This is a genomic window from Enterococcus sp. AZ050, assembly GCF_051715085.1.
GTDB lineage: Bacteria > Bacillota > Bacilli > Lactobacillales > Enterococcaceae > Enterococcus > Enterococcus faecalis.
In genome coordinates, this window is the sequence record NZ_JBIOTC010000001.1 from 2,002,560 (window position 1) to 2,029,478 (window position 26,919).

At 38.8% G+C, this 26,919-nt stretch carries 25 protein-coding genes and 1 riboswitch; of the genes, 18 read left to right on the forward strand and 7 right to left on the reverse strand.

Annotated elements, in window-relative coordinates; genetic code table 11:
- The first annotated feature begins 9 nt into the window (after positions 1-9).
- The 6 genes from IGJ04_RS09725 (at position 10) to truA (ending at position 5,848) form a co-directional block, all read left to right on the forward strand.
- Entirely contained in the window at positions 10-1,209 is a 1,200-nt protein-coding gene (locus IGJ04_RS09725) for a DUF819 family protein (RefSeq protein WP_085406508.1), read from the forward strand.
- A gap of 15 nt (positions 1,210-1,224) precedes the next feature.
- Positions 1,225-2,400, forward strand: a complete 1,176-nt coding sequence (locus tag IGJ04_RS09730; RefSeq protein WP_010713618.1) for a M20 family metallopeptidase — start codon at positions 1,225-1,227, stop codon at positions 2,398-2,400.
- A 201-nt stretch (positions 2,401-2,601) separates the two neighbouring features.
- Positions 2,602-3,441: an energy-coupling factor ABC transporter ATP-binding protein gene (locus tag IGJ04_RS09735; RefSeq protein WP_002359354.1), complete on the forward strand. Its 840-nt coding sequence runs from the start codon at positions 2,602-2,604 to the stop codon at positions 3,439-3,441.
- Positions 3,417-4,286 (forward strand): energy-coupling factor ABC transporter ATP-binding protein, encoded by an 870-nt coding sequence (locus IGJ04_RS09740; RefSeq protein WP_002381364.1) that lies wholly within the window; start codon positions 3,417-3,419, stop codon positions 4,284-4,286. The genes IGJ04_RS09735 and IGJ04_RS09740 overlap by 25 nt, the downstream gene beginning before the upstream one ends.
- Positions 4,283-5,080, forward strand: a complete 798-nt coding sequence (locus tag IGJ04_RS09745) for an energy-coupling factor transporter transmembrane component T family protein (protein ID WP_002373841.1) — start codon at positions 4,283-4,285, stop codon at positions 5,078-5,080. Before IGJ04_RS09740 ends, IGJ04_RS09745 begins: the two co-directional genes overlap by 4 nt.
- A gap of 18 nt (positions 5,081-5,098) precedes the next feature.
- Entirely contained in the window at positions 5,099-5,848 is a 750-nt protein-coding gene (gene truA, locus IGJ04_RS09750) for a tRNA pseudouridine(38-40) synthase TruA (RefSeq protein WP_002356237.1), read from the forward strand.
- A gap of 50 nt (positions 5,849-5,898) precedes the next feature.
- On the opposite strand, the gene IGJ04_RS09755 is transcribed toward truA, so the two are convergent.
- From IGJ04_RS09755 to IGJ04_RS09765, 3 genes are all read right to left on the reverse strand, one after another.
- Positions 5,899-6,210, reverse strand: a complete 312-nt coding sequence (locus IGJ04_RS09755) for a heavy metal-binding domain-containing protein (protein WP_002381365.1) — start codon at positions 6,208-6,210, stop codon at positions 5,899-5,901.
- A gap of 132 nt (positions 6,211-6,342) precedes the next feature.
- On the reverse strand, positions 6,343-7,698 hold the full coding sequence (gene brnQ / locus IGJ04_RS09760; RefSeq protein ID WP_002356239.1) for a branched-chain amino acid transport system II carrier protein: 1,356 nt from the start codon (positions 7,696-7,698) through the stop codon (positions 6,343-6,345).
- A gap of 90 nt (positions 7,699-7,788) precedes the next feature.
- On the reverse strand, positions 7,789-8,280 hold the full coding sequence (locus IGJ04_RS09765) for a GNAT family N-acetyltransferase (RefSeq protein ID WP_438840168.1): 492 nt from the start codon (positions 8,278-8,280) through the stop codon (positions 7,789-7,791).
- 172 nt (positions 8,281-8,452) lie between these two features.
- On the opposite strand from IGJ04_RS09765, the gene IGJ04_RS09770 reads away from it, so the two are divergent.
- Positions 8,453-9,037, forward strand: a complete 585-nt coding sequence (locus tag IGJ04_RS09770) for a TIGR00730 family Rossman fold protein (protein WP_065535902.1) — start codon at positions 8,453-8,455, stop codon at positions 9,035-9,037.
- A gap of 44 nt (positions 9,038-9,081) precedes the next feature.
- Here the strand turns inward: IGJ04_RS09770 and IGJ04_RS09775 are convergent, their stop codons facing one another.
- From IGJ04_RS09775 to IGJ04_RS09785, 3 genes are all read right to left on the reverse strand, one after another.
- A complete protein-coding gene (locus tag IGJ04_RS09775; RefSeq protein ID WP_438840169.1) occupies positions 9,082-9,822 on the reverse strand; it encodes an amino acid ABC transporter ATP-binding protein in 741 nt (246 codons plus the stop codon).
- A gap of 11 nt (positions 9,823-9,833) precedes the next feature.
- Positions 9,834-11,417: an ABC transporter substrate-binding protein/permease gene (locus IGJ04_RS09780; protein ID WP_002381368.1), complete on the reverse strand. Its 1,584-nt coding sequence runs from the start codon at positions 11,415-11,417 to the stop codon at positions 9,834-9,836.
- Positions 11,418-11,611: 194 nt separating this feature from the next.
- A riboswitch (Lysine riboswitch) is annotated at positions 11,612-11,786 on the reverse strand.
- Positions 11,787-11,975: 189 nt separating this feature from the next.
- The gene (locus IGJ04_RS09785) at positions 11,976-12,272 is read right to left on the reverse strand and encodes a hypothetical protein (protein ID WP_002356244.1); all 297 of its coding nucleotides are present in this window, start codon (positions 12,270-12,272) and stop codon (positions 11,976-11,978) included.
- A 172-nt stretch (positions 12,273-12,444) separates the two neighbouring features.
- Between IGJ04_RS09785 and IGJ04_RS09790 the strand changes: the two genes are divergently transcribed.
- The 5 genes from IGJ04_RS09790 to IGJ04_RS09810 all read left to right on the forward strand — a co-directional run bounded on the left by IGJ04_RS09790 (position 12,445) and on the right by IGJ04_RS09810 (position 18,039).
- On the forward strand, positions 12,445-13,158 hold the full coding sequence (locus IGJ04_RS09790) for an NAD-dependent protein deacylase (protein WP_002408256.1): 714 nt from the start codon (positions 12,445-12,447) through the stop codon (positions 13,156-13,158).
- A gap of 4 nt (positions 13,159-13,162) precedes the next feature.
- Positions 13,163-14,008, forward strand: a complete 846-nt coding sequence (locus IGJ04_RS09795) for a chorismate mutase (protein ID WP_002363448.1) — start codon at positions 13,163-13,165, stop codon at positions 14,006-14,008.
- Positions 14,009-14,018: 10 nt separating this feature from the next.
- A complete protein-coding gene (locus tag IGJ04_RS09800; RefSeq protein ID WP_002356248.1) occupies positions 14,019-14,531 on the forward strand; it encodes a transcription repressor NadR in 513 nt (170 codons plus the stop codon).
- A 228-nt stretch (positions 14,532-14,759) separates the two neighbouring features.
- Positions 14,760-16,271: a glucosaminidase domain-containing protein gene (locus IGJ04_RS09805; RefSeq protein WP_016617854.1), complete on the forward strand. Its 1,512-nt coding sequence runs from the start codon at positions 14,760-14,762 to the stop codon at positions 16,269-16,271.
- Between the two features lie 277 nt (positions 16,272-16,548).
- Complete coding sequence (locus IGJ04_RS09810) at positions 16,549-18,039, forward strand: aldehyde dehydrogenase family protein (protein WP_438840170.1); 1,491 nt, start codon at positions 16,549-16,551, stop codon at positions 18,037-18,039.
- A gap of 226 nt (positions 18,040-18,265) precedes the next feature.
- On the opposite strand, the gene IGJ04_RS09815 is transcribed toward IGJ04_RS09810, so the two are convergent.
- Positions 18,266-19,249, reverse strand: a complete 984-nt coding sequence (locus IGJ04_RS09815; RefSeq protein WP_002356251.1) for an L-lactate dehydrogenase — start codon at positions 19,247-19,249, stop codon at positions 18,266-18,268.
- Positions 19,250-19,585: 336 nt separating this feature from the next.
- Between IGJ04_RS09815 and pth the strand changes: the two genes are divergently transcribed.
- The 6 genes from pth to IGJ04_RS09845 all read left to right on the forward strand — a co-directional run bounded on the left by pth (position 19,586) and on the right by IGJ04_RS09845 (position 26,852).
- The gene (gene pth, locus IGJ04_RS09820; RefSeq protein ID WP_002361556.1) at positions 19,586-20,152 is read left to right on the forward strand and encodes an aminoacyl-tRNA hydrolase; all 567 of its coding nucleotides are present in this window, start codon (positions 19,586-19,588) and stop codon (positions 20,150-20,152) included.
- 19 nt (positions 20,153-20,171) lie between these two features.
- Positions 20,172-23,711 (forward strand): transcription-repair coupling factor, encoded by a 3,540-nt coding sequence (gene mfd / locus IGJ04_RS09825; RefSeq protein WP_002388750.1) that lies wholly within the window; start codon positions 20,172-20,174, stop codon positions 23,709-23,711.
- Positions 23,712-23,726: 15 nt separating this feature from the next.
- Positions 23,727-25,316 (forward strand): putative polysaccharide biosynthesis protein, encoded by a 1,590-nt coding sequence (locus IGJ04_RS09830; RefSeq protein ID WP_438840171.1) that lies wholly within the window; start codon positions 23,727-23,729, stop codon positions 25,314-25,316.
- Positions 25,317-25,330: 14 nt separating this feature from the next.
- Positions 25,331-25,594, forward strand: a complete 264-nt coding sequence (locus tag IGJ04_RS09835) for an RNA-binding S4 domain-containing protein (RefSeq protein ID WP_002356255.1) — start codon at positions 25,331-25,333, stop codon at positions 25,592-25,594.
- A gap of 254 nt (positions 25,595-25,848) precedes the next feature.
- Positions 25,849-26,328: an FtsB family cell division protein gene (locus IGJ04_RS09840; RefSeq protein ID WP_002356257.1), complete on the forward strand. Its 480-nt coding sequence runs from the start codon at positions 25,849-25,851 to the stop codon at positions 26,326-26,328.
- A gap of 44 nt (positions 26,329-26,372) precedes the next feature.
- Positions 26,373-26,852, forward strand: coding sequence for a S1 domain-containing RNA-binding protein (locus IGJ04_RS09845; RefSeq protein WP_002356258.1), 480 nt, complete (start codon positions 26,373-26,375; stop codon positions 26,850-26,852).
- Positions 26,853-26,919 lie beyond the last annotated feature (67 nt).

Here is a 26,919-nt window from a genome sequence, read left to right on the forward strand (position 1 = left end):
GGGAATTATATGTCGCAAATGTTTGCTTTTTCGTTGCTGATGGTTATTTTATACATTGGTGATGTAGTTTCTATCAAAACAAAAGCTTGGATTCCATCCGTTTTTGTTTGTGGTGTTTTATTTATTCTTGGTTATTGGACTATTTTTCCACAAAATATTGTGGAAGTGGCAGGGATTCCTACAGTGGTTGCCACTTTATTAATGTATCTGTTGATTACTAATATGGGTACTCTGCTCTCTGTTAAAGAATTGGTTAATCAATGGAAAACGATTGTGATTGCTTTGTCAGGTATTCTGGGCATTATTGCCTTGTTGTTAGCTGTAGGGACTTTTGTTTTTGACTTAAAAACAGTTTTAGTTGCAATCCCGCCGTTAGTAGGAGGTTTAGTTTCTTCATTAGTAATGTCAGAAGCGGCTCAATCAGCTGGTTTAGCCTCACTTTCGGTTTTGGCAATTTTAATTTATGTCATTCAAGGGTTTGCAGGTTATCCCTTAACTTCAATTGTTCTAAAAAAAGAAGGAAAGCGGAAGCTTCAAGAATATCGAGCAGGGACATGGCAGCCGGTTCATGAACAAGAGGGGCAAGAAACAGGAGCAGAACCAGATGTGCCTAAACTATTTGAAAAAGTACCCAAACGATATCATACAGATTATTCACGAATTTTACGTTTAGCCTTAGTTGCCACACTTGCTTATTATGTTTCTGTGTGGACGGCACCGTTTGTGACGATTAGTCCTTTTGTGCTGTGTTTATGTTTTGGCGTGATTGCAACGTCTTTAGGCTTTTTAGAAAAGCAACCATTACAGAAAGCAAATAGCTTTGGTTTTGCGATTTTAGGGTTAATGCTTTTTGTCTTTGATGGCTTAAAGCAAGCCACACCTGAAATGTTGATGGATTTATTTTTACCAATGATTGGGATTATTGTGATTGGTGTTATCGGGATGTACATCTTTTCAGCAATTGTTGGTCGTGTATTAGGTGTGAGTAAAGAGATGGCATTCGCTGTTTCGTTGACAGCTTTATATGGCTTTCCAGCCGATTATATTATTACTAATGAAGTGATTCAATCATTGACAGAAGATGAACAAGAACAGGCGGCTTTAACGAGCCATTTAATGCCACCGATGTTAGTGGCAGGTTTCGTAACAGTCACCATTGTTTCGGTTATTTTAGCGGGTGTTTTTTCAAGTATTTTATTAAGTTTGTAGAAACGGGGCGTAAGTATGAAAAAAATCAAAGCACTAATCATGCAGCATGCACAAGAAATGATTGCTTTTCGACGGGATTTACACCAACATCCAGAATTACAATTTGAAGAATTTCGAACGACAGAAAAAGTCGCGGCAGTTCTTGATCAATTAGGAATTACTTATCGCAAAACAGAACCGACGGGTTTAATTGCTGAAATTGTGGGCGGCAAACCAGGCCGAGTGGTTGCGCTGCGGGCGGATATGGATGCCTTACCTGTACAGGAATTAAATGAAGATTTAGCTTATAAATCTTTAGAAGCTGGCAAGATGCATGCATGTGGGCATGATTCCCATACCGCGATGTTAGTAACAGCAGCTAAAGTATTAAAAGAAATCCAAGAAGAACTTCAGGGAACAGTAAGGTTAATTTTTCAACCATCTGAAGAAAATGCGCAAGGTGCTAAAGCAATGGTTGCGCAAGGCGCAATGACCGGTGTTGATGATGTATTTGGCTTACATATCTGGTCACAAATGCCTGTAGGAACCGCTTCGTGTCGAGTGGGCTCAAGTTTCGCATCCGCAGATATTTTTTCTGTTGATTTTAAAGGCCGTGGTGGCCATGGTGCCATGCCAAACGCTTGTATTGATGCGGCAGTCATAGCTTCTTCTTTCGTGATGAATCTGCAAACGATTGTTTCTCGGGAGACAGATCCTTTAGATCCAGTAGTTGTCACGATTGGACGGATGGATGTGGGGACCCGTTTTAATGTGATTGCTGAGAATGCACGTTTAGAAGGAACGGTTCGTTGCTTTAGTGTAGCAACGCGTAAGCGAGTAGAACAGGCGCTACAACGCTATGCGGAACAAACAGCCGCTATTTACGGTGGGACGGCTTCGTTAGATTATCAATATGGAACGTTGCCAGTGATTAATGATGAGCAAGATGCCTTGTTTGCTCAAACACTAATTAAGGAAAATTTTGGTGAAGCGGCCTTAAGACAAGAAGAGCCGACAACCGGTGGCGAAGACTTCAGTTATTATACTGAACATGCTTCTGGTTGTTTTGCCTTAGTGGGAAGTGGTAATCCGGAGAAAGATACGGAATGGGCACATCACCATGGTCGTTTCAATATTGATGAAGATGCGATGGCAATGGGTGCTGAGTTATATGCCCAATATGCGTTTGAATATTTGAAGACACATTTTTAAAAGAAAATCAGTAACTTCTTGTTTTATGAGAACAAGAAGTTATTTTTATGAAAAATAGACCTGTCAAGACAGATAAGAGCTCCCATAATGACCGTTCTTTTGGTATAATAAAAAATAGTGTGAAGAATCAGAACAGATGATTGAAAAAACGCTACTTTTTTGGTAGTGTTAGAAAGAATAAATAGATTGAGGGAGTACGCGATGCAACCAATCATTGAACTAAATAATATCCAATTTAATTATCAACCAGAAGATGCTTCTCCCGCTTTAAAAGATGTGTCTTTTTCCATTCAACAAGGCGAATGGGTCGCTATTATTGGCCATAATGGTTCTGGTAAATCAACGTTAGCCAAAACGATCAATGGGCTGTTACTGCCAGCTGCTGGGACTATCAAAGTTGGCGGCAAAGAATTAAATGAAGCAAACGTCTGGGATATCCGGCGTATGGTAGGAATGGTTTTTCAAAATCCAGATAACCAATTTGTCGGTTCAACAGTCGAAGACGATGTGGCTTTTGGTTTAGAAAATCAAGGTATTCCGCGTGATGAAATGGTCGAACGTGTTCACGATGCATTAGAACGGGTTCGTATGTTAGATTTTGCCAAGCGAGAACCTGCTCGGCTATCTGGCGGCCAAAAACAACGAGTAGCTATCGCTGGTGTGGTTGCTTTGCGACCAGATATTATTATTTTAGACGAAGCGACAAGTATGTTAGATCCAGAAGGTCGTGCAGAAGTAATTGCTACCATTCAAAAGATTAAAGAAGAAAGCAATTTAACAGTTATTTCTATTACCCACGATATTGATGAAGCGGCTAATGCGAATCGTATTTTAGTGATGCGCCAAGGACAATTGACAAACGAAGGAACACCAGAAAAGATTTTTTCTGCAGGAGAAGCGCTTGTTGAAATGGGCTTGGATTTACCGTTTCCTGAAAAATTAAAAGTAGCTTTGAAAGAGCGTGGCGTTGTTGTGCCAACGAATTATTTAACAGAAGAAGGGATGGTGGATTGGTTATGGACATCCGTTTTAAACAAGTAGATTTTACTTACCAACCCAATACTCCTTTTGAGCAACGGGCATTATTCGATATTAATTTAACGATTCAAGACGGCTCTTATACAGCGATTGTCGGACATACTGGCAGTGGCAAATCAACGCTATTACAACATTTAAATGCTTTGGTGAAACCAACTAAAGGCCAAGTGACAATTGGAGAGCGTGTAATTACGCCAGAAACTGATAATAAGAATTTAAAACCAATTCGTAAAAAAGTTGGGATCGTTTTTCAATTTCCAGAAGCACAATTGTTTGAAGAAACAGTGGAGCGAGACATCGCTTTCGGACCGAAAAACTTTGGTGTTTCAGACGAAGAAGCGAAAAAATTAGCTAAGAAAATGCTTGATTTAGTCGGCTTAGATGAAAAATACTTACAACATTCTCCGTTTGAGTTATCAGGTGGTCAAATGCGCCGTGTTGCAATTGCTGGTGTGCTAGCGATGGAACCAGAAGTTTTAGTATTAGACGAACCGACTGCTGGTTTGGATCCTAAGGGTCGTAAAGAAATGATGGAGATGTTTAGTCGTCTGCATAAGGAACATAATATGACCATCGTTTTAGTGACACATTTGATGGATGATGTGGCTAATTACGCAGATCATGTGATTGTTTTAGAAAAAGGACAAATCGTCCGAGCGGGAGCACCACAAGAAGTGTTTCAAGAGACACAATGGTTGAAAGAAAAACAATTAGGCGTGCCAACTGCAGCCGAATTTGCTGAAAAATTAGTGGCAAAAGGCTTTTCTTTTGAGCAATTACCATTAACGGCCGATCAATTAGCCGATCAGCTTCTGAAAAAAATGCAGGAAGCAGGTGAGGCAAAATGATGAATAAATTGATTTTTGGGCGTTATATTCCAGGCGATTCTTTTATCCATCGTTTAGATCCGCGTGCAAAATTATTAGCTAGTTTTTATTTTATTGGAATTATCTTTTTAGCAAATAATTGGCAGAGTTATGTTTTAATAGCAGCCTTTACTGCTTTTGCTATTTCATTATCAAAAATCAGCGCCCGCTTCTTTATCCGCGGTGTTCGGCCATTATTATGGCTAATTCTGTTTACTGTGGCTCTTCAAACCTTGTTTACACAAGGGGGAGAGGTGTACTTTCAGTGGGGAATTATTTCCATTACCCAGTTTGGTGTGACGAATGGGCTATTTATTTTCTGTCGTTTTGTTTTAATTATTTTCATGTCAACGTTATTAACTTTAACGACGGCACCATTAGAGTTATCAGATGCGATTGAATATTTGTTACGCCCACTTCGTGTGGTGAAATTTCCAGTTCATGAAGTTTCATTGATGTTATCAATTGCCTTACGTTTTGTCCCAACATTAATGGATGAAACGGAAAAGATTATGAATGCCCAACGTGCCCGTGGTGTTGATTTTGGTGAAGGAAACTTACTTCAAAAAATGAAAGCTATTGTTCCACTTTTGATTCCGCTTTTCGTAAGTAGTTTTAATCGTGCGGAAGACTTAGCGACTGCCATGGAAGCAAGAGGTTATCAAGGCGGTGAAGGACGGACAAAATACCGCATTCTTCATTGGCACCTACGAGATACAATAGTAATGTTTGGCTTTGTCTTGTTAACCATTGGCTTATTTGTATTAAGAACTTAGAAAAGGTGAAGAAAAATTATGCCCCGCTATAAAGCAATCATTGCCTATGATGGCACTCATTTTCATGGCTTTCAAAAGCAGCCTAATGAGCGTACCGTTCAAGAAGAAATAGAAAAAACGTTAGCACGCATGAATAACGGACACTCCGTGACGGTTTTTGGTTCAGGACGAACAGATGCAGGTGTTCATGCAATGGGCCAAGTGATTCACTTTGATTATCCGCAGGAACGTCCGTTGGAAAAAATGCGCTTTGCGTTAGATACACAAACACCAGAAGACATTGCTGTGCGAAGCGTGGAACGTGTTTCAGAAGACTTTCATGCACGTTATCACGTGATCGAAAAAACCTATCAATTTAAAGTGGATATTGGCAAACCGCGAAGTCCATTTCGACGTTTTTATGCCAGTTATTTTCCGTATCCCATTGATCTCGAAAAAATCCAACAAGCTTTACCTGATTTATTAGGTACCCATGATTTTACCTCTTTCTGTGCCTCAGGAAGTTCAGTAGAAGATAAAGTCCGAACTATTCATGAAGCCAGTGTTCATGTCAATGAAACGGGGGATGAATTAACATTCACTTTTCGGGGCGATGGTTTCTTGTACAAAATGATTCGGATTTTAGTTGGTACGCTATTGAAAATCGGCAATGGGCGGCTGGAACCAACCGCGATTCCAGCAATTATCGCAGCCAAAGATCGAAATTTAGCAGGTCCGACTGCTCATCCAGAAGGATTGTATTTAGCAGAAGTGAAATATGAAAACTAAAAAGACGTAGACCTTACAAGAAAAGGTCTACGTCTTTTTAGTTGCAAAATTTAGATGTATTTAACAGCTGTTCCGTAAGCCACGACAGATTGCATGTCTGTGCCAATTGTGCCAGAATCAAAACGCATCATCACAACGGCATCTGCACCTAATTTAGAGGCTTCTGCTTTTAAACGTTCGATTGCTTGGTCGCGTGCTTCTCGTTGCATATCAGTGTAACCTTTGATTTCACCGCCAACTACGCTTTTTAGTCCAGCACCTAAATCTTTAAACATATTTTTAGAACGTGTGGTTAACCCGAAAACTTCTCCAATAATTTCATATTCTTGACCGCTAATTCTCTCGGTTGTTGTAACTAACATGGGCAATTTCCTCCAGTACTTGTTGGTAACTTCAATTTACCATAGTCAAGAGTTTGGTACAACGAATATACATAAAAACGACACTAGAAAAGATGCGCTTCCGCATTTTTTCTAGTGTCGTTTTGGTAAGAATTAATCAAGAATAGGATCTTTTTTAGAAATCATGACCCAAACCCAACTAATTAGAAAAGCAACCGTTGCTGGAACGACCCAGCCCATGCCAATAGTGAACAATGGTAAGTATTGGCCGGCTTTTTCTAAAAGCGTTGTTACAAACGCCGTATCTTTGATAAAGGCGGGGGAACTATTTAATGCATCTAAAACAGCAGCAATCAATGTGATATAGGTCGTTGCTTGATAGACTTCCCGTCGATGTTTGAAAATAGGACTGATGATTACCAAAAGCATTAAAGTAATCGCCAATGGATAAAGGAACATCAAGACTGGAACGGCAAATTGAATGATGTTGGTTAAGCCGACATTTGCAAAAATAGCTGGTAAAATAACAACAATTGCCAAGAATTTTTGATAGGAAACTTTCGGAAACATTTCTTCAAAAGTCTCAGAAAAGGCTGTACTTAAGCCGATACCGGTTTTTAAACAAGCAAGAACTACGATAAAAGCCAGTAAAATACTCCCTGGTAGGCCTAAATAGTAATTGGCAATTTGGGCTAAGGCAATCCCGCCGTTTTCACTGATTGGAAAAGCCCCGATACTCATTGTTCCCATATAAGCAAGTAAGGTATAGATAATCCCCATCAATACAACACTGAAAGCACCTGATTTAATCATTCCTTTAGCGATATCTCCTGGTTTTTCGACGCCCATATTTCGTAAAGTGGAAACGACAACAATCCCAAAAGCTAATGAAGCTAAAGCATCCAACGTATTATAACCTTCTGTAAATCCTTTAAAGAAAGGACTTGAAATATAATTTTCACCAACAGCGGCACTGGCCACATGACCTAATGGTTTTACAAAGGCTAAAACAATCAAAATTCCTAGCAATGCTAAAAATAACGGATTTAAAAATTTACCCACATAATCTAAGATTTTACTTGGCTTTCTAGAGAAGAGCCAAACAGCTAAGAAAAATAATGCGGAAAAGCCAGCAAGAACCAGCCATTGCAAGTCTTTAGGAACAAATGGTGCAAGACCAATCTCAAAAGAAGTAGTTGCTAACCTTGGTAAAGCAAAGAAAGGACCAATCGTTAAATATAATAGTAAGGTAAAAATAAGAGCATAACGACGATTAATCCGAGAAGCTAAGTCAAAAACACCTGAACTTTTAGAAACACCCATAGCAATGACACCAAGAAAAGGTAAGCCAATTCCAGTGGCTAAGAAGCCCAAGTTTGCTAAAAAGACGGAAGCCCCCGCTTCTTGTCCCATATGTACAGGGAAAATTAAATTTCCAGCACCGAAAAACAAACCGAATAACATTGAACCAACGTATAGATAATCACGCCAAACTAACTTTTTTTGCATAGATTCACACTCCTTAATATTGTCTTATTATTTAAAATAACAGAAGAAGAAACAGAGAGCAACCAGTTTTTATAGAAAACATTGGTTTTCTTATTTTTCTATGAAATAAGCATACTGATAATCATCACAATAGTGTCCATTTATATAAAATTCTTCTTTAAAATGTGCTTCCTGCACAAAATCATGTTTTTCATAGAATCGAATGGCTTCTTGATTGGTAGCCATTACTCGCAAACTCAGCTTATGAATCCCGCTTATCTGAGCCATATCTTTGACATACGACAACAAAGTACCACCAATCCCTTGGCCTTGGAAATCTGGCGAAACGCCAATACTTAGTAGCCATTGCTTTTGATGAGCTGCTAACGAAGTGGGCGGATGGACTTCAATAAATCCAGCGAGTTGTTGTTCGCTGATGGCAACAAAAATCGTTTCATCTTTCATTTTTTCTTGATATGCCGCAAGCGAGAGTGGTTGTATCTCGGCAGGGGTATTCTTTTTTGTCCAAATGATTTGGTCCAAGGCATGTAATGCGGGCCAATCTACTTCGGCAACTAAGCGAATAGTGAGTGAGGTAGACAAGATAATAGGGCTCCTTTTTCTGAAATTTTAAAATATAAAAAGACTATAGCATTTATTGTCTGAAAATTCAAATACTTTTAAAACGAAAAAAAAGTGGCTGCACCTTTTCGAGAAAATCAAAATATGCTACCATAGCTACCAGAGGATAGATGGTAAAAAAGAATCTATCTAAATGGAGGGTATGTTTGTGAAAAAAATGGCAGTATATTGTGGCGCCAGTCTGGGAAATGAGCCAATCTATCAGCAAGCTGCAGTAGCGTTAGCCGCTTGGATGAAAGAAAATCACTATGATCTAGTTTATGGCGGTGGCAATGTTGGTCTAATGGGTACGGTGGCTGACACGCTTTTAGCAGAAGGTGGAGAGGTAATTGGTGTCATGCCCACTTTTTTTATGGAGCGGGAGATTGCACATAATGGCATTACAAAGATGCATACAGTCAGTGATATGCATGCGCGTAAGAAAAAAATGATTGAATTGGCAGATGTGTATTTAGCTTTACCCGGTGGTCCCGGCACACTCGAAGAAATTAGCGAGGTGATCTCTTGGGGCCGAGTCGGTGAACATATGAATCCGTGTATTTTATACAATGTGAATGGTTACTATGACTTATTAGCTGCCTTTTTTGATAAAATGGTAGAAACTAGTTTCTTAACAGAAGCGGATCGAGCTAAAATTTTCATTTCAGATTCCTTAGAAGAAATTGGTGCATTTATTGATTCCTATGAACCGCCAATGATTCGTCAATACAAAAAATAACAAAAGAGGCAGTCACTCTAACCAGAATGACTGCCTCTTTTTTACTAGTTTTTCGTTAAAATCCGATGTAAGAACTCTTTTGTCCGAGCTTCTTTTGGATGGACAAAAATATCTTCAGCGGTCCCTTCTTCGGCAATGACACCTTTATCCATGAAAATAACACGATCGGATACGTCCCGCGCAAATTCCATTTCATGTGTTACAATCACCATTGTTAGCCCTGTATGGGCAAGATTTTTCATCGTTTTTAGCACTTCGCCAACCATTTCAGGATCCAATGCAGAAGTTGGTTCATCGAAAAGTAAAACATCTGGATCCATTGATAATGCTCGAGCAATGGCTACCCGTTGCTTTTGTCCACCAGATAATTGAGCAGGTTTGGCATCAATAAAACGAGCCATGCCAACTTTTTCTAAATTTTCTAAGGCAATTTTTTTGGCTTCTTCTTTGTTTCTTTTTAGGACAGTCATCTGACCAGAAGTACAGTTTTCTAAGACATTCATGTTATTAAATAAATTGAATGATTGGAAAACCATGCCTAAATGGGTCCGATATTTGGGCAAACTATAACCACGTTCTAAAACATTTTTACCATTATAGATGATTTTGCCATCTGTTGGTTTTTCTAACAAATTAATACAACGTAGTAACGTTGATTTACCAGAACCAGAAGAACCGATAATGGTGACAACTTTTCCTTTGTTGACGTTCATATTGATATCTTTTAATACTTCGTTTTCGCCAAAGCTTTTTCGTAAATGTTCAATTTCAATAATTGCACTCATCTGTTTGCCTCCTAGCTTTCTTTTCCTTCTTCAGTTAATTCTTCTACTTTAACGTAAGCAGAAGGGCCATCCATTTTACGTTCCACAACACGTAAGATTCGTGTGATCACAAAAGTCATTACCAAGTACATGATGCCGACAATTGTAAAGGTTTGGAAGAACTGGAAGTTTGCGCCAGAAGCAGCATTCCCTTGGAAGAATAAATCTGCAACACCGATAACACTTAACACGGCCGTATCTTTGATATTAATGACAAATTCATTCCCTGTTGCAGGTAAAATATTACGTAATACTTGGGGAATAACGACTTTACGCATTGTTTGTCCATGGGTCATCCCGATCGCTTGTGCTGCCTCGAATTGTCCTTTATCTACTGCGAAAATACCTCCGCGAACAATTTCAGACATATAGGCACCAGTATTCACAGAAACGATAAATAATGCGGCCACTGTTCGGTCTAAAGAGATGCCAAAAGCTAGAGCTAAACCATAGAAAATAACCATTGCTTGAACCATCATTGGTGTACCACGGAAAACTTCAATATAAATAGAAAGAATTAAATTTCCTAATTTTTGGAAGAAACGAGCGACTGGGTTTTCAGAATCTGGAATTGTACGGAAGACACCAATTAGTAAACCAAGGGTTGTTCCGACAACTGTCCCAATTAACGCGATAAATAGCGTTAAACCAGCACCACGTAAAAACATGTCGCCATATTGATTCCAAATATTTTTGAAATCGTTAATAAGTCCTGTTTTTTGTTCATCACTATCTGTTGCTGCAGGTTGATCCTTGATTGCTTGGTCCATAATTTTTGTCCGTTCATCTTGAGAAATACCTGCTAAAATTTTGTTTACTTTTTCAATGTCAGGATCGCCTTTACGCATGCCGACTGCTACTTGTGAGTCTTCAGCGCTAGCATCAAAGCCATTTTCTTTTGGAAATTCTAACATTTTTAATTCTTTATTGACACTAGTTGCTGTTATGCCTTCAGGGCGTTCACTAACATACCCATCAATCATGCCAGAAGCAAGTGCTGTTCGCATAGCTGAAAAGTTATCCATTGCTTGCTGTTTATTGACATTTGGAATTTGATCAATTAATCCGTAGTGGAATGTATTTAGTTGAGCTGTAATTTTAGCATCAGCTAAATCTTTCAAGCTTTTTGCATTAGCGTATTTGCCATCTTTTTTTACAATTACGACAAATTGTGATTCATAATAAGGGTTTGTAAAAGCAATTTCTTTTTTTCGTTCAGCGGTTGGGCTCATTCCGGCGATAATGGCATCAATTTTTCCAGATTGTAAGGCGGGTGCCAAGCCATCCCATTTGGTTTGGACGATTACTAATTTACGACCTAAACCATCGGCAATTTTTTTAGAAATTTGAACATCATAGCCGCCTGCATAAGAGTTGCCTTGAATAGGCACTGCGCCATGTGCGTCATTTTTCTGTGACCAGTTAAAAGGGGCGTAGCCAGCTTCCATGCCGACACGAAATTCACCATTTTCCTCCGCCGAAGCGTTGGTTGTCATGCCAAGTAACGAAAATAGCGTGACAAGTAGTAGACTGAATGAAAAAACTTTTTTGTTCATCTTTTTCTCTCCTTTAAATTTCTTGTCTGATTGATCGTTTTGTCTTTTTTCAATCAACAAGCTTTGATAATCAGCTGAGCAAAAGCGATTCTGTCTTTTTAAAGGAGAATACTTCTGTCACAACCTATTTTTGAATACAAAAAAACAACCAAACAGATGTAAGGTTGCTAGGTAATGTCGAAAAAAATTCCTCAACGAAACATAGCACAACTTAGCATCACTACTAAGACAGTCCGCAAGCTCTTAACTTACGTCCCAACACACAACAGAAGAGGCTCCGTTATGCATTTCGGCGATTGATCCTAAACTTGCTTCCCAGTGTCCTCTCACTCCACAAGCGTAATAAAAATCGCGACCTCTACCTCTTTTTTGAGGCACTATTCAGTTATTAAATTCAGTTATTAATTTTAGGATAAATCCAGAAGAAAGTCAATATGTTCCAGCAAAGGAATTTATCAAGAGGACACAAACACCATGAAATTAGCGTAACATTTTCCCTACGAAATAGAAACTAATACGAAAAAAGCAACCATTCCTAAAGGAACAGTTGCTTTTTACTTAAGCTTTGACAGCTTTTGGTTCACGACCTAAAATAGCTTGAAGAACAGTCAATACACCTAAAGAAGCTAAAATTGTATAAATTAGACTTGAGTAAGTTAAGATACCGAAATCCCAAGTTTTGTAAACTAATAAAACAATTGCTAAGGCGATAATAGCGATAACGTTGAAGAACGCAAAAGCCCAAAGATTTCCGTTTTCTTTACGAGAAAGATAAAAAACAGAGAACCAAATGCTTAAAACGCCCCAAGCGATGCAGGCAATAATTGCAGCCCAATAAATAATAAATGCGACCATTGTTGTTTCACCTCACTTTTACTCATGCATATTTTACCACGAGTTGAGAAATTTGTCACAAACTCTTTCAAGATAAATCAATATATAGGTAAGAAGTTTTCAAAAAGTGGAAAAACTTTTGGTGCTAATGTTAAAATACGTTATAATATAGAAGATTAGGAGCTGAATCGATATGCAAGATATCACGCAAGCCGAGGCAATTCATTGGTTGGCAACCCAACAAAAAATCACATTTTTAACAGGTGCGGGTATCTCGACAGCCTCAGGTGTGCCAGATTATCGTTCCTTAAAAGGTGTCTATCAAGGAATCCAGCAACCGGAATACTTATTGAGCCGGACTTGCTTAAAAACAGAGCCAGAAAAGTTTTATCAATTCGTTAAAACGCTCTATCATCCAGACGCACAACCTAATATCATTCACCAGAAAATGGCACAATTAGAGCAAATGAAACGGGGAAAAATTGTTTCACAAAATATTGATGGGCTTCATCGAAAAGCAGGTAGCCAAGAAGTGGTGGACTTTCACGGTAATTTATATGAATGTTATTGCCAAACTTGTGGTACAACGGTTCCTTGGCAAGACTATTTACTTAGTGATCGGCACGCAGACTGTCATGGACAAATCCGTCCAGCTATTACTTTGTATGAAGAAGGATTATCCGAAGAGGCAATCGAAAAAGCCATTCAGGCCGTTGCTTCTGCCGACTTAATCGTGATTGTCGGCACGAGTTTTCAAGTGCATCCATTTTGCGATTTGATTCATTATAAACAACCAACGGCAGCTATTTTAGCCATTAATCAAACGCCGCTATTTTTACAACAACCTTATTATTTTTTAGAAGCGAAAGCCGAAACGATATTTGCAGAATTAACGATAAAGGAGTAACGGAATGGAAGAATTTAAATCAGAAAAAGAAAAAATGATCGCAGGTGCACTATATTTTGCCTCAGATCCTGAATTAGTGGCTGATCGCAAAAAAGCCCGTGAACAAATGGCGTTAATTAACCAACAACCAGACACATATATTCGTCGTCAATTAATAGAAGAAACGTTTGGAAAAGTGGGTGTCGGGACGTACATCGAACCGATGATTCAATTTGATTATGGCTACAACATTTCTGTGGGAAAAAATTTCTATGCCAATTTTAATAACGTTTTTTTAGATGTTTGTCCAATCGAAATTGGCGATAATTGTATGTTTGGACCCAATGTGCAACTTTATACAGCCGAGCATCCATTACAAGCAGCCAAGCGTAATAGCGGAATGGAATCAGGGAAACGAATTATCATTGGCAACAATGTTTGGATTGGCGGTGGAGCGATTGTCCTTCCTGGCGTAACATTAGGCGATAATGTAGTGGTGGCAGCAGGTGCTGTTGTGACCAAATCGTTCCCAGAAAACTGTGTGATCGCAGGTAATCCAGCACGGATAATTAAAGAATTGACTGAAGATGACGCTCCAACAACTTCTTTAGAACAACAACGAGCAAAGATTAACCAAATCGATAAGGAACTGGTCCGTTTATTAGAACAGCGGATGGACGTCGTCGCAGAGATTGCTGCAGTGAAAAAGAAAGCAGGTCATGCGGTTTTTGATTCTGAAAGAGAACAACAAGTATTAGAAACTATTCTGAATCATGTTGAAAATGCCGAGTATGAAGAAACATTATCTGAGACTTTCCAGGGAATTATGGACGCCTCTAAACGTTTCCAAGAAAAACATTTAGGAGAGTGAGGCGAAGGTCGTGGATGGAGAAATCAGAAGAAGAGAGATTGTTAAAAGATTAAGAGAGACCGAAAAGCCAATTAGTGCCACTCGTTTTGCAAAAGCTTTTGATGTCAGCAGACAAATTATTGTAGGAGATGTCGCTCTATTACGGGCGACAGGGGTCGAAATTGTCGCAACAGCTCGAGGGTATATGTTGGAACAACCTTTAGAAGGAATTGAACGGAAAATTGCTTGTCAACATACACCTGAACAAACGAGAGAAGAATTGTCAGTCATTGTTGCCAAAGGTGGAGAAGTGGTAGATGTGAGTATTGCACATCCGCTTTATGGGGAATTAATTGGCAGTTTGCGCATTCAATCAGAGAAAGATATTGATAAATTTATGGACAAGTATCAAAAAGAGCATGCTACATTACTATCAGTTTTAACAGGAGGCGTCCATCTGCATACTATTCGCTGTGCAGACGAAGAAACTTTCCAAGAAATCAAAGAGGCACTTCGAAAAAAAAGTATTTTGTTTGAAGGATAACGAGAAAAAGAGAGGACATTGATGTTTGTTCAAGCCCTTTCTTTTTTTTCTTAGAAAATTACCAAAAAAAGATAGAAGAATTTGTGAATTTTCTTCTATTTTTTTAACTTTTTGCTAGAAATTTTTTATGAAACAGTATACTATTAAAAAAGGAGCCATTTAAACAATAACTATGTCAATTATATATGTTGGTACATAAAAATAAATGGAGAAAAATAAAAAAGGAGAATGAGTATGAAAAAACAATTTGCCCTGTTCTCTACCTTATTACTTTTAGGTTCATCAATGCCAGTAGGTGCATTTGCAGAAGGTAATAACTTGGTAGCTGAAAATAGTTCTGTTGCAGAAACAACCGCAGAAGCAACAACTGCTGAAGCCACTGAAACGACAGCGACTAGTGAAACAACAGAAGCGACAGAAGAATCAACAACTGAAACAGAAAGTTCAACCGAATCAAGTGAATCTGCAACCACGGAGTCCACGGAAACGTCAGGAACCGAAACGACAGATTCCACAACGGATTCAACATCCACAAGTACGACAGAATCGACTACTGACTCCACCTCAACGAGTGCAACAGAGTCAACCACAGATTCTACGTCAACAAGTACAACTGAATCAAGTACCACGCCGACGACTACACCAAGTTCTTCTAAAGAACAGCCAAAACCTGGCACGAGTACTTCTGAATCAAAACAGCCGGCGAAACCAGTGACACCAACAGCGCCAGCTGAAAAGCCAGTAGAACAACCAGCAGCGTCAACACCGCAGCCCGAAATAGTCCCACCGGTTACAAATGAAACGGTTGGGTTAGTGGAAGACGATGAGACGTTTACGGTCAGCAAAACGAAGAAGACAGAAGAGTTTATTCAAGAAATCGGTGAATCTGCTCGGAAAGTGGCCAAGGACAAAAACTTATATGCTAGTGTGATGATTGCTCAAGCAATTTTAGAAAGTGGCAGCGGCAATAGTAAATTAAGCCAGAAACCAAACTACAATTTGTTTGGTATTAAAGGCGATTACAAAGGTCAATCTGTTTCTTTTATTACCTATGAAGACAATGGTTTCGGTAACCTATACACAGTAGAAGCAAAATTCCGTCAATATCCAACGTATAAAGAATCAATGGAAGATTATGCGAAATTATTGAAAAATGGTTTAGATTCCAATAAAGATTTCTATCATGGTGTCTGGAAAACGGAAGCCAAATCATACAAAGAAGCGACACGTTTCCTAACAGGAAAATACGCAACGGACAAAGATTACCATAAGAAATTAAATGCGTTAATTAAAACATACGATTTAACTTATTATGATAAAGAAAAAGCAACCGTTGAACCAATGGAATCAAATTTCCCAGCCTATAATGGCAAAAACTATGACACCTTTAATAGTTATGCTTGGGGCAACTGTACACAATATGTCTACAACCGTATTACGCAATTAGGTAAACGTGTGGACTTAACAATGGGGAATGGTCAAGATTGGGGCGAAACAGGTCGTGCACGCGGGTACAAAGTAAGTCGTACACCAAAAGCAGGCGCAGCGGTTTCCTTCCCAGCTGGCGTTTTAGGCGCAGACAATACTTATGGTCATGTCGCATTTGTGGAAAAAGTCTTTAAAGATGGTAGCATCTTAATTTCTGAAATGAACGTGAAGGGATTAAACGTTGTTTCGACACGTACAATCTCAGCCGATGAAACACATTTAATGAACTATATCGTTCCAAAAGATAAATAAAAAAATCAGCTCTTTGTCAATAAGAACGAATGAGTTGGAAAAATCAAAGCTAGCACTGAAGAAGCAATTTTAATTCTTCAGTGCTAGCTTTTTTTTGTGGCAAAAGTTCTCTCCAATAAAGTTTAATACATTCAGTTATTGCCAGGAGGCTTCAGGTCGGGATGAGTTAGCAACAGTCGCTGAGAGCTATATTTTTTTTAGGTAGAATCATTTACTTTTAGGTGGAAGATGTCTTATAATTGTAAGCGGATACAAAAATAAAAAAAGAGGTGGGTAAATGAGTAAAAAAGAAATAAATCAAGTAGTTGCCAGTAGCTATCAATTGTATATTAATGGAGAGTGGACAACAGGTAGTGGTAACAAAATGATTGCTAGTTACAATCCTAGTAATGGTGAAAAATTAGCAGAATTTGTAGATGCCACAAATGCAGATGTGGATCGAGCTGTAGAAGCAGCCCAAGAAGCGTTTCAGACATGGAAAGATGTTGATGTTGTAACAAGAAGCAATCTTTTATTGAAAATTGCTGATTTGATTGAAGAAAATCAAGAACATTTGGCTATGGTGGAGACTTTAGATAATGGAAAACCGCTTCGGGAAACGCAATCAATTGATGTCCCTGCCAGTGCAGACCATTTTCGGTATTTTGCTAGTGTGATTCGTGGAGAAGAAGGGTCTGTCAAAGAATTTGATAAGGATACGTTATCCATTGTTGTGAAAGAACCCATTGGTGTTGTGGGTCAAATTATTCCGTGGAATTTCCCCTTATTAATGGGCGCTTGGAAATTAGCGCCAGCGTTGGCAGCAGGTAATACGGTTGTGATTCATCCATCCTCGAGCACATCATTAAGTCTGTTGGAATTGTTTAAGATTTTTGATCAAGTCTTGCCGAAAGGAGTAGTGAATTTAATCACCGGTCGTGGTTCTGATTCAGGAAATTATATGTTGGCACATCCAGGTTTTGATAAGCTAGCTTTTACAGGCTCAACAGAGGTGGGGTACACTGTCGCTAAAGCCGCGGCCGACCGCCTAATTCCAGCCACTTTAGAACTTGGTGGAAAATCAGCCAACATTATTTTTGAAGATGCCAATTGGGAACGAGCATTAGAAGGTGTGCAGTTAGGAATTTTATTCAACCAAGGGCAAGTTTGTTGTGCTGGGTCTCGTGTGTTCGTTCAGTCAGGTATTTATGATCAATTTGTAGAAGCTTTAAAGGAAAAATTTGAACAAGTGAACGTTGGTTTCCCGTGGGAAAAAGATGTTGAAATGGGCGCTCAGATCAATGAGCATCAATTGGAAGAAATTTTAAAATATGTCGAAATTGGTGTGAAGGAAGGAGCTACACTGATTACTGGTGGGCAACGTTTAACAGAAAATGGGCTAGACAAGGGGGCATTTTTAGCACCTACGTTATTAGCGAATGGCACGAATACAATGTGCGTGGCCCAAGAAGAAATCTTTGGTCCTGTTGCAACAGTGATTAAATTTGAAACGGAAGAAGAAGTCATTCGTTTAGCTAATGATTCTGAATATGGTCTAGGTGGTGCCGTCTTTTCTAAAGATATCAATGTGGCATTACGGGTTGCTCGTGGTGTACGGACAGGTCGGATGTGGGTCAACACATACAATCAATTGCCTGCGGGCGCGCCATTTGGCGGTTATAAAAAATCAGGAATTGGTCGAGAAACGCATAAATCAATGCTAGATGCTTATACGCAAATGAAAAATATTTACATTGTGACAAAAGAAGAAGCAGATGGGCTGTATTAAGTAGTGTAGTGAATTTTAGATAACAAACTTATTTTTGGTTATTGTTATTTTTCGAGCTAAACAAAACAATAATTTTTTTAAAAAGTTGAGTGATGAGTAAAGTAAAACAGATTAAAAGTAAAGCCTGGTGCAAAAATCACTTTGGATTTTTGTACCAGGCTTTAAAGCGGAGTAACAATAGTGGTCACTCTTGGTTATTTTCAATTTTCGACTATTATAGAAGGAGTTATTTTGCTTCTTCTGCTTCAAATTTAGCAAAAGCTGTTTCAATAACTTCTTTTAATGCAGAAGCAGAAGCTTCCATTTTTTCTTGTTCAGCATCTGTTAATGGAATTTCAATGACTTGTTTAACTCCTTGGCGGTTGATGATCGCTGGTGCACCGATATAAATATCGTTTTGACCATATTCACCTTCTAAATAAACAGATAATGGTAACACAGAGTTTTCATCGTTTAGGATAGCTTTAGTGATACGCGCTAGTGCCACCGCGATTCCATAGAAAGTAGCTCCTTTTTTCTCGATGATTGTGTAAGCAGCGTCGCGTACGTTGAAGAATAAATTAACCATTGCTTCTTCATCGACGTCAGGATTATTTTTCACCCATTCGTAAATTTGTAAGCCAGCGACATTTGCATGTGACCAAACTGGGAATTCTGTATCTCCGTGTTCACCTAAGATGTAGGCATGGACATTTCGTGCATCAACGTCAACTAATTCGGCAATTGCTTGACGGAAACGAGCAGAATCTAGTGAAGTTCCTGAACCGATTACTCGTTCTTTCGGGAAGCCAGAGAATTTCCAAGTTGAATAAGTCAAAATATCAACTGGGTTTGCGGCAACTAAGAAGATACCGTTGAAACCAGAATCAACAATTGTTGTAACGATTTCTTTATTAATTTTCAAGTTTTTATGAACTAAGTCTAAACGAGTTTCGCCTGGTTTTTGAGGCGCACCAGCTGTTAAGACAACTAAGTCTGCATCATGGCAATCGTCATAAGTAGCAGCATAGATTTTTTTAGGAGAAGTAAATGCTAATGCGTGAGATAAGTCCAACGCGTCTCCTTCAGTTTTTGGTACATTAATATCAATAATCCCAACTTCTTGAGCAATATTCTGAGTTACTAAAGCAAAGGCATAGCTAGAACCTACGGCACCGTCCCCGACTAAAATTACTTTTTGGTGATCTTTATTCCCTGCGGCTGCAGTCATGTGTACCATTCCTTCCTCTACATTCTTTTTCGTGAGCAACGAGTTTTTATTTCCTGTTGCTAAAGTGATAGTAACATGGTTTGTAAAAAATGTCACGAACTTTGATTGTAAAAATGATACAGTTTTCAGACCTGTTTCAAAATGGTAGCTCTTACATGTGCGTAATTTCACTATCTTATGCATATTTAAATTTCTAAAAAATTTTTTTTACATCTTTCTTAATCTTCAAAGACTGCGAGTTTTTTTATTTCTATGGTATAATGAATAAAACTGGGTAGCGCATACGCTTCCCAGCCATTTTGTGTTGGCAAGCTTATAATCCAAGGAGAATGAAAGATGAAAGTAATCGTAGGACTGGGAAATCCCGGTAGTAAATACAAAGAAACAAAACACAACATTGGCTTTATTACGCTAGATGAAATTGCGTATCGGCAAAATGTTTCGTTTAATAATAGTAATTTTGAAGCAGATATTGCAGAGTTTTTTATAGGGACTGAGAAAGTATTGTTAGTGAAACCATTAACATTTATGAATGAATCAGGTCGCTCTGTTGGTCCGTTGTTGACCTACTTTGGGGTAGATGAGGAAGACTTGATTGTTATTTATGATGACTTAGACTTAGAGGTCGGTAAAATTCGTTTACGGCAAAAAGGTAGTGCTGGCGGCCACAATGGGATAAAAAGTCTGATTGCCCATTTAGGCACAAATGTCTTTCCTAGAATTAAAATTGGCATTGGTCGGCCCTCAAAAAATGATACAGTTATCCACCATGTACTAAGTACTTTTCCCAAAGAAACACACGAAGAGATGTTACTTGCTGTAAAAAAAGCAGCCGATGCCGCTTTATATGCATGCGAAGGACATACGTTTGTTGAAACAATGAATCAATTTAATGGAAAATAGCAGAAAGGAGGGCCCTTGTTTGAATATTATCGAACGAATTAGCCAAACAGAAATTGCTAAATCATGGCGCAGTCAACTAATGACAACAGGAACGCGCCAACTAATTACTGGGTTATCAGGCTCTGCTAAAACATTACTGATGGCAGGCGCTTTACAAAAGACGCATCAAAAAATTGTTATTGCGGTCCCAAACCTATACTATGCCAATCAATTAGTAGATGATTTTTTAAATATTTTACCTTCAGAACAAGTTCATCTATTTCCAGTAGATGAAGTGTTATCCGCCGAAATGGCCTTTTCTTCACCAGAAGCGCGCGCAGATCGAGTGAGTGCGTTAAATTTCCTGATGACAGCGAATGCAGGAATCGTGGTCGTGCCAGTAGCTGGACTACGAAAATATTTGCCAACGAAAGAAACGTGGCAAAATGCGCAACTTCATTGGGAAATCGGGACAGAAGTAGAACCTGAAATCCTCGCGCAACGCTTAGTGTTAATGGGCTATGAACGCCAATCGATGGTCGGAAAGCCCGGCGAATTTAGTATTCGCGGAAGCATTGTTGATGTCTATCCGCTAAATGCCGAATACCCTGTTCGGGTGGAACTGTTTGATGTTGAAATTGACTCAATCCGTTATTTTGAAGCAGATACCCAACGTTCATTAGAAAATCTTGAAGAAGTAACGATTTCACCAATGACTGATTTAGTATTCTCAAAGGCAGATATGAATCATGGCATGACGAGGTTACAAGATGCTCTAGAAAAACGTTTAGCGACAGCTAAAGATCAAACGGAGACCGATTTTTTAGAAGAATATTTTGGTCAGTTGCTGTCTTCTTGGGAACAAGGGATTCCTACAGAAAATGCTCACTATTATACAGATTTTCTGTACCAACAAAAAACTACGCTGTTAGATTATTTACCAGAAAATAGTTTGCTTTTTGTGGATGATTATTCTCGTATGATGGAAACGGAGCGAGAAATCGCTAGAGAGGAAGCGGAATGGCAAACCCTGAAAATTGAAGAAATGCGCGTGTTTTCTGAACAAACTTTTGGTGTAGACTTTCATGATCAATTGCGAAAAACTGCACGAAATACGACCTTCTTTTCACTTTTTCAAAAAGGGATGGGGAATCTTCGTTTCCAAGAAGTCCATAATTTCCAATATCGTTCAATGCAACAATTCTTCGGTCAAATGCCGTTGCTAAAAGCGGAAGTGGACCGTTGGCAAAAGCAAAACCAAACGGTCGTTGTTTTTGTTCCTACGAAAGAACGGATTCAAAAAGTCGAAGAGCTATTTCAGGACTTTGACATACCTAGCGTAGTAAGCAATTGGGATCAGTTGTTAGATGGGCATGTCCAAATTGTCCAAGGGGCATTACAAACAGGGTTTGAATTACCTAAAAACAAGCTCGTGGCGATTACGGAAAAAGAAATTTTTCATACAACGACCAAAAAACGGGCACGTCGTCAAACAATTTCTAATGCGGAACGTTTGAAAAGTTATAGCGACTTAAAAACGGGCGATTATGTCGTTCATGCGAATCACGGGATTGGTAAATATATTGGTATGGAAACCTTAGAAGTTGATGGGGTCCATCAAGATTACATGACTATCTTGTACCAAAATGATGACAAGTTATTTATTCCAGTAACACAATTGAACTTGATTCAAAAGTTCGTTGCTTCCGAGTCTAAAACGCCGAAAATTAACAAGCTAGGCGGCAGTGAATGGACGAAAACTAAACGAAAAGTTGCTTCAAAAATTGAAGATATCGCGGATGATTTAATCTTACTTTATGCGACAAGAGAATCGGAAAAAGGCTATGCTTTTCCGCCAGATGATGCGTATCAAAAAGAATTTGAAGAGGCTTTTCCGTATTCTGAAACAGATGATCAATTACGTAGTGCTGCCGAAATTAAACACGACATGGAAAAATCTCGACCAATGGATCGTTTGTTAGTTGGCGATGTAGGGTTTGGTAAAACAGAAGTGGCTTTACGAGCGGCTTTCAAAGCTGTTAGCAACAATAAACAGGTTGCCTTTTTAGTGCCAACAACTATTTTAGCGCAACAACATTACGAAACGATTCAAGAGCGGTTTGAGGGCTTTCCTGTAGAAATTGGTTTATTAAGTCGTTTCCGCACGAAAAAACAGCAAAATGAAACAATTGAAAAAATTAAACATGGCCAAGTAGATATTGTGATTGGTACCCATCGTTTATTGTCGCAAGATATTAATTTTAGTGATTTAGGCTTGTTGATTATTGATGAGGAACAACGGTTTGGAGTGAAACATAAAGAACGACTAAAACAATTGCGTTCACAAGTGGATGTCTTGACGTTAACAGCAACGCCAATCCCAAGGACCCTTCATATGTCGATGTTAGGTGTCCGTGATTTATCTGTCATCGAAACCCCACCAGAGAATCGTTATCCGATCCAAACGTATGTCATGGAAAATAATCCTGGGGCGATTCGGGAAGCGATTGAGCGAGAAATGGCTCGAGATGGTCAAGTCTTTTATTTATACAATCGAGTAGATACGATTGAACGAAAAGTTGAAGAGTTACAAGCGCTAGTTCCAGATGCAAGAATTGCGTATGCACATGGTCAAATGACAGAAGTACAACTGGAGAATACTTTGTTTGATTTTATTGAAGGACAATATGATATATTAGTCACTACAACAATTATTGAAACAGGAGTAGATATTCCTAATGCTAATACCTTGTTTGTAGAAAATGCGGACTATATGGGCTTATCTACGTTGTATCAATTACGTGGTCGTGTGGGGCGTAGCAATCGAGTGGCCTATGCTTATTTTATGTACGAACAGCAAAAAATCCTAAACGAAGTTAGTGAGAAACGTTTAGAAGCAATTAAAGACTTTACGGAATTAGGTTCTGGGTTCAAAATTGCGATGCGTGACCTTTCCATTCGAGGGGCCGGAAACCTTCTTGGTGCCCAACAACATGGCTTCATTGATTCGGTTGGGTTTGATATGTACTCACAGATGTTATCTGAGGCAGTTGCTCGTAAACAAGGAAAAAATATCCAAGACCAAAAAACGTCTGTTGAAATTGATTTGGGCATTGATGCTTATATTCCAGGAACGTACATTACAGACGAACGACAAAAAATTGAAATTTATAAACGGATTCGTCAATTAGAAAATATGGATATGTACGAAGAATTAGAAGCGGACTTGTTAGACCGCTTTGGAGAGTATCCTGACGAAGTGGCGCATTTATTAACCACTGGCCGTATCAAAATGGATGGCGACCGTGCCTTGTTAGAAAGTATTCGTAAACGCGACCAAAAAGTCAAGTTTGTGTTAAGTAAAATTGGCACAAAAACATACTCTGTGGAGCAGTTGTTTGAAGCGTTATCGGCAACCAGCTTAAAAGCGGATCTAGCAGTTGAGAAAGAACAAATGACTATTTCCTTGAAGTTGCCGAAAGATTGTAAAGAAGCTGTTTGGATTCAAGAAATTGCTACTTTTACAACCGCATTGCGACAAGAAAAATACAAACATTCGCAAGAAACGGATTCCCTTTAAAAGGAGGCCTAGAAGATGGCACAAAAAGAAATGCAGCGAATGATGCAAGGTGCCGTTGTGTTAACCATTGCTTCCTTCATTGCAAAAGTGTTGAGTGCGTTTTATCGCGTTCCTTTTCAGAACTTTGTAGGGGATGAAGGATTTTACGTGTATCAGCAAGTTTATCCAATCTATGGGATTGCGATGACATTAGCATTGTCAGGTTTACCGCAATTTATTTCCAAAATTGTTGCTGAACAACCAGATATTCGGAGTCAAAAACAAGTGTTGCGCCAACTATATCCCTATGTGTTATGGTTAGCGATTGCTTGTTGGGCCTTCTTTTTCTTTGGTAGTCAAGAAATTGCTATTAGTATGGGGGATGCTGCACTCCAACCATTAATGGAAGTTGTTTCCTTTACCTTTTTACTCGTTCCAATTCTTTCTTTCTATCGTGGGAATTTTCAAGGTCATTTGTTGATGGTGCCTAGTGGTATTTCACAGGTGATGGAACAGTTTGTGCGTGTCGGGGTTATTCTAGTAGCTGCGTTGTCCTATCATTACTTTGGTGGCTCCATTTACCAAACGGGGACGGTGGCCATGAGTGGTGCGTTGGCTGGCGGTATCTTAGCGGTACTTGTCTTATGGTACTACAATCGAAAAATTCTTAGTGGAAGTACGGAATACTTGCATCAATGGAAGATTATGCCTCAAACCACAGGACTATTTAAACGTTTAATGATTGAGGGTGGTTTGGTCTCTTTATATAGTGCTTTTCTGATTCTATTTCAATTAATTGATTCCTTTAAAGTAAAAAATGCCCTCATGCTTTTCGGGCTCTCTGATTTAGCTGCGAAAGTGGACAAAGGGGTCTATGATAGAGGACAACCACTAGTTCAATTAGGATTGGTAATTGCTTTAGCTTTAAGCTCAACCTTTTTACCAGGTTTGACAAAATATTTTATGAAAAAAGACCGTCAACAATTTTTACAAGTTGCAAAAATCTTTTTGCGTCTTACCACAACCTTGGCATCGGCGGCTTCGATTGGTCTGATGATGTTATTGCCGTACATGAACTTTACGCTTTTTAAAGATTATAAAGGCAACGATGTTTTAGGGGTGTATGTTTTATCCATCGCTTTTATGGCCATTATTCAGGCCTACCAAAGTATTGAACAAAGTCGCAATCGTTTTAAAGGTCCTTTAGTGGCAGCTGGTGTGGGCTTATTAGTGAAGTTACTGACAACGGGCTTTTTCACCATTCGTTGGGGAACATTAGGTGCTAGTTGGTCTACTATTCTTGGGTTACTAGCGACGCTATTCGTTTTAGTCCGACAATCGGATGCAGCGATTAATTGTTTTGTTCGAGAACGAAACTTTTTGAAAAAACTGTTGCTTAGTTTAGCAATCATGATGCTGTCATTACTGGTCTATCAAGGAATTATCTCCATCTTGTTCCAAGGTGTGCATCACCGAAGACAAGCGTTTTTCGTTACAGTTTTAGGTGTTGCAGTGGGTGGTACAGTTTTTATTAGCACCATCATTAAGTTAGAATTATTTACGATACGTGAATGGTTAAGTTTACCGTATGGCGCAAAAATTTTACGGATGAGACAAAAAAAATAAAAGAGGTGAATGTGATGCGGTTAGATAAATTTTTAAAAGTTTCTCGCATTATTAAAAGAAGAACAGTTGCCAAAGAAGTCGCTGATAAAGGCCGGATTCAAATCAACGGAGTCTTAGCCAAATCTTCTAGTACTGTGAAGATTGGTGACCTTGTCAAAATTCAATTTGGGAACAGAATTTTAGAAGTAGAAGTCCTGCAACTGAATGACTCTACGAAAAAAGAAGATGCCACAAAAATGTATGAAATAAAATCAGAAACACGTGTCTCTGAAGAATAAACAGGTGAGGATGGAGCGCTTGGCAAGTTCATTGAAAAGATGAATATTCCAAGCGCTTCATCCTTTCAGCGTTTTAATGAAACAGACGCGCCGCTTTTGAAAAAAATTAATAAATCAACCGCTGTTATTTCAAAAGCAAAGAATATTTTAGAAAAAAGCTTGATTTTCTTTAACTTCTCTGAAATTAACATTAGACAAGGTTCTTAGATGTTGGTATAATAAAACGGACAATCCAAAGCGAGTGGAGCGAGACGATGGGAAAGAATGAAAAAAACTCGAAGAAAGTTGCGGCATTGGAAAATGACTACACGAAAGAACAGTATGTCGAATTCCAAAAACAACAGAAACAATTGATTTTTAGACGCAGACGCTTGGCAGCGATTTTTCTCGTGGCCTTCATTATTTTTGCTTTTTCTGGCATCCAATTGATGAAAGATTATCATCGCTTAGGTGCTTTCAAACAAGAACGAGCAGATGCAATTGCTGAATCCGTAGCAGTTGATAAGAAGGTCAAGGATCTAAAAAAAGACGTTGCTTTGTTAAAAGATGATGATTATGTGGCAAAATTAGCACGTAGCCGTTTCCTTCTCTCAAAAGAAGGCGAACAGATTTATCCCACACCAGAACAAATGAAAAAAACACAGACTTCTGGAGCGGAAGAAAGCAAGAGCAGTTCAGAAAAAAATAGTCAATCACAGTCTTCAACTGAAACAACTAAGTCTTCAGCTGAATAAACTGCAATTATAATTAGGGAAAAAATAGGAGGAACAATTTTTTTATGTCAATCGAAGTAGGAGCTAAATTGCCAGGAAAAGTGTCAGGGATTACTAACTTTGGTGCATTTATTGATTTAGGAGAAGGAAAAACTGGGTTAGTACACATCAGTGAAGTGTCTAATGGATTCGTTAAAGATATTCATGATGTATTAACAGTAGGTGACGAAGTAACAGTGAAAGTAACCTCAGTTGGTGACGACGGCAAAATTGGCTTATCGATCCGTAAAGCGCAAGAGCCAGCAGAAGGGCAACAACCAAAACGTGAATTTCAACGTCGTGAAAACAATTATGAGAATCGTGACCGTAATCCACGCGCAGGGGGCAAAAAGCCTTTCAATAAACCACAAGCAAATAACAATAACAATAAACAAGATTTTGACTCATTGATGAGCTCTTTCTTGAAAGATAGTGATGACCGTTTATCTTCATTAAAACGTAATACTGAAGGCAAACGTGGCGGACGTGGCGGACGTCGCGGCTAAGCACAAACAAATAGGGGGACTGGGGATAACGAATGGGTTATTTCTCGGTTCCTCTTTTATTCTAAGG

Coding starts and splice junctions, on each gene's coding strand:
- IGJ04_RS09725 (WP_085406508.1), top strand. CDS start 10: ATGTCGCAAATGTTTGCTTTTTCGTTGCTGATGGTTATTTTATACATT.
- IGJ04_RS09730 (WP_010713618.1), top strand. CDS start 1,225: ATGAAAAAAATCAAAGCACTAATCATGCAGCATGCACAAGAAATGATT.
- IGJ04_RS09735 (WP_002359354.1), top strand. CDS start 2,602: ATGCAACCAATCATTGAACTAAATAATATCCAATTTAATTATCAACCA.
- IGJ04_RS09740 (WP_002381364.1), top strand. CDS start 3,417: ATGGACATCCGTTTTAAACAAGTAGATTTTACTTACCAACCCAATACT.
- IGJ04_RS09745 (WP_002373841.1), top strand. CDS start 4,283: ATGATGAATAAATTGATTTTTGGGCGTTATATTCCAGGCGATTCTTTT.
- truA (WP_002356237.1), top strand. CDS start 5,099: ATGCCCCGCTATAAAGCAATCATTGCCTATGATGGCACTCATTTTCAT.
- IGJ04_RS09755 (WP_002381365.1), bottom strand. CDS start 6,210: ATGTTAGTTACAACAACCGAGAGAATTAGCGGTCAAGAATATGAAATT.
- brnQ (WP_002356239.1), bottom strand. CDS start 7,698: ATGCAAAAAAAGTTAGTTTGGCGTGATTATCTATACGTTGGTTCAATG.
- IGJ04_RS09770 (WP_065535902.1), top strand. CDS start 8,453: ATGGAGGGTATGTTTGTGAAAAAAATGGCAGTATATTGTGGCGCCAGT.
- IGJ04_RS09775 (WP_438840169.1), bottom strand. CDS start 9,822: ATGAGTGCAATTATTGAAATTGAACATTTACGAAAAAGCTTTGGCGAA.
- IGJ04_RS09780 (WP_002381368.1), bottom strand. CDS start 11,417: ATGAACAAAAAAGTTTTTTCATTCAGTCTACTACTTGTCACGCTATTT.
- IGJ04_RS09785 (WP_002356244.1), bottom strand. CDS start 12,272: ATGGTCGCATTTATTATTTATTGGGCTGCAATTATTGCCTGCATCGCT.
- IGJ04_RS09790 (WP_002408256.1), top strand. CDS start 12,445: ATGCAAGATATCACGCAAGCCGAGGCAATTCATTGGTTGGCAACCCAA.
- IGJ04_RS09795 (WP_002363448.1), top strand. CDS start 13,163: ATGGAAGAATTTAAATCAGAAAAAGAAAAAATGATCGCAGGTGCACTA.
- IGJ04_RS09805 (WP_016617854.1), top strand. CDS start 14,760: ATGAGTATGAAAAAACAATTTGCCCTGTTCTCTACCTTATTACTTTTA.
- IGJ04_RS09810 (WP_438840170.1), top strand. CDS start 16,549: ATGAGTAAAAAAGAAATAAATCAAGTAGTTGCCAGTAGCTATCAATTG.
- IGJ04_RS09815 (WP_002356251.1), bottom strand. CDS start 19,249: ATGACTGCAGCCGCAGGGAATAAAGATCACCAAAAAGTAATTTTAGTC.
- pth (WP_002361556.1), top strand. CDS start 19,586: ATGAAAGTAATCGTAGGACTGGGAAATCCCGGTAGTAAATACAAAGAA.
- IGJ04_RS09830 (WP_438840171.1), top strand. CDS start 23,727: ATGGCACAAAAAGAAATGCAGCGAATGATGCAAGGTGCCGTTGTGTTA.
- IGJ04_RS09835 (WP_002356255.1), top strand. CDS start 25,331: ATGCGGTTAGATAAATTTTTAAAAGTTTCTCGCATTATTAAAAGAAGA.
- IGJ04_RS09840 (WP_002356257.1), top strand. CDS start 25,849: ATGGGAAAGAATGAAAAAAACTCGAAGAAAGTTGCGGCATTGGAAAAT.
- IGJ04_RS09845 (WP_002356258.1), top strand. CDS start 26,373: ATGTCAATCGAAGTAGGAGCTAAATTGCCAGGAAAAGTGTCAGGGATT.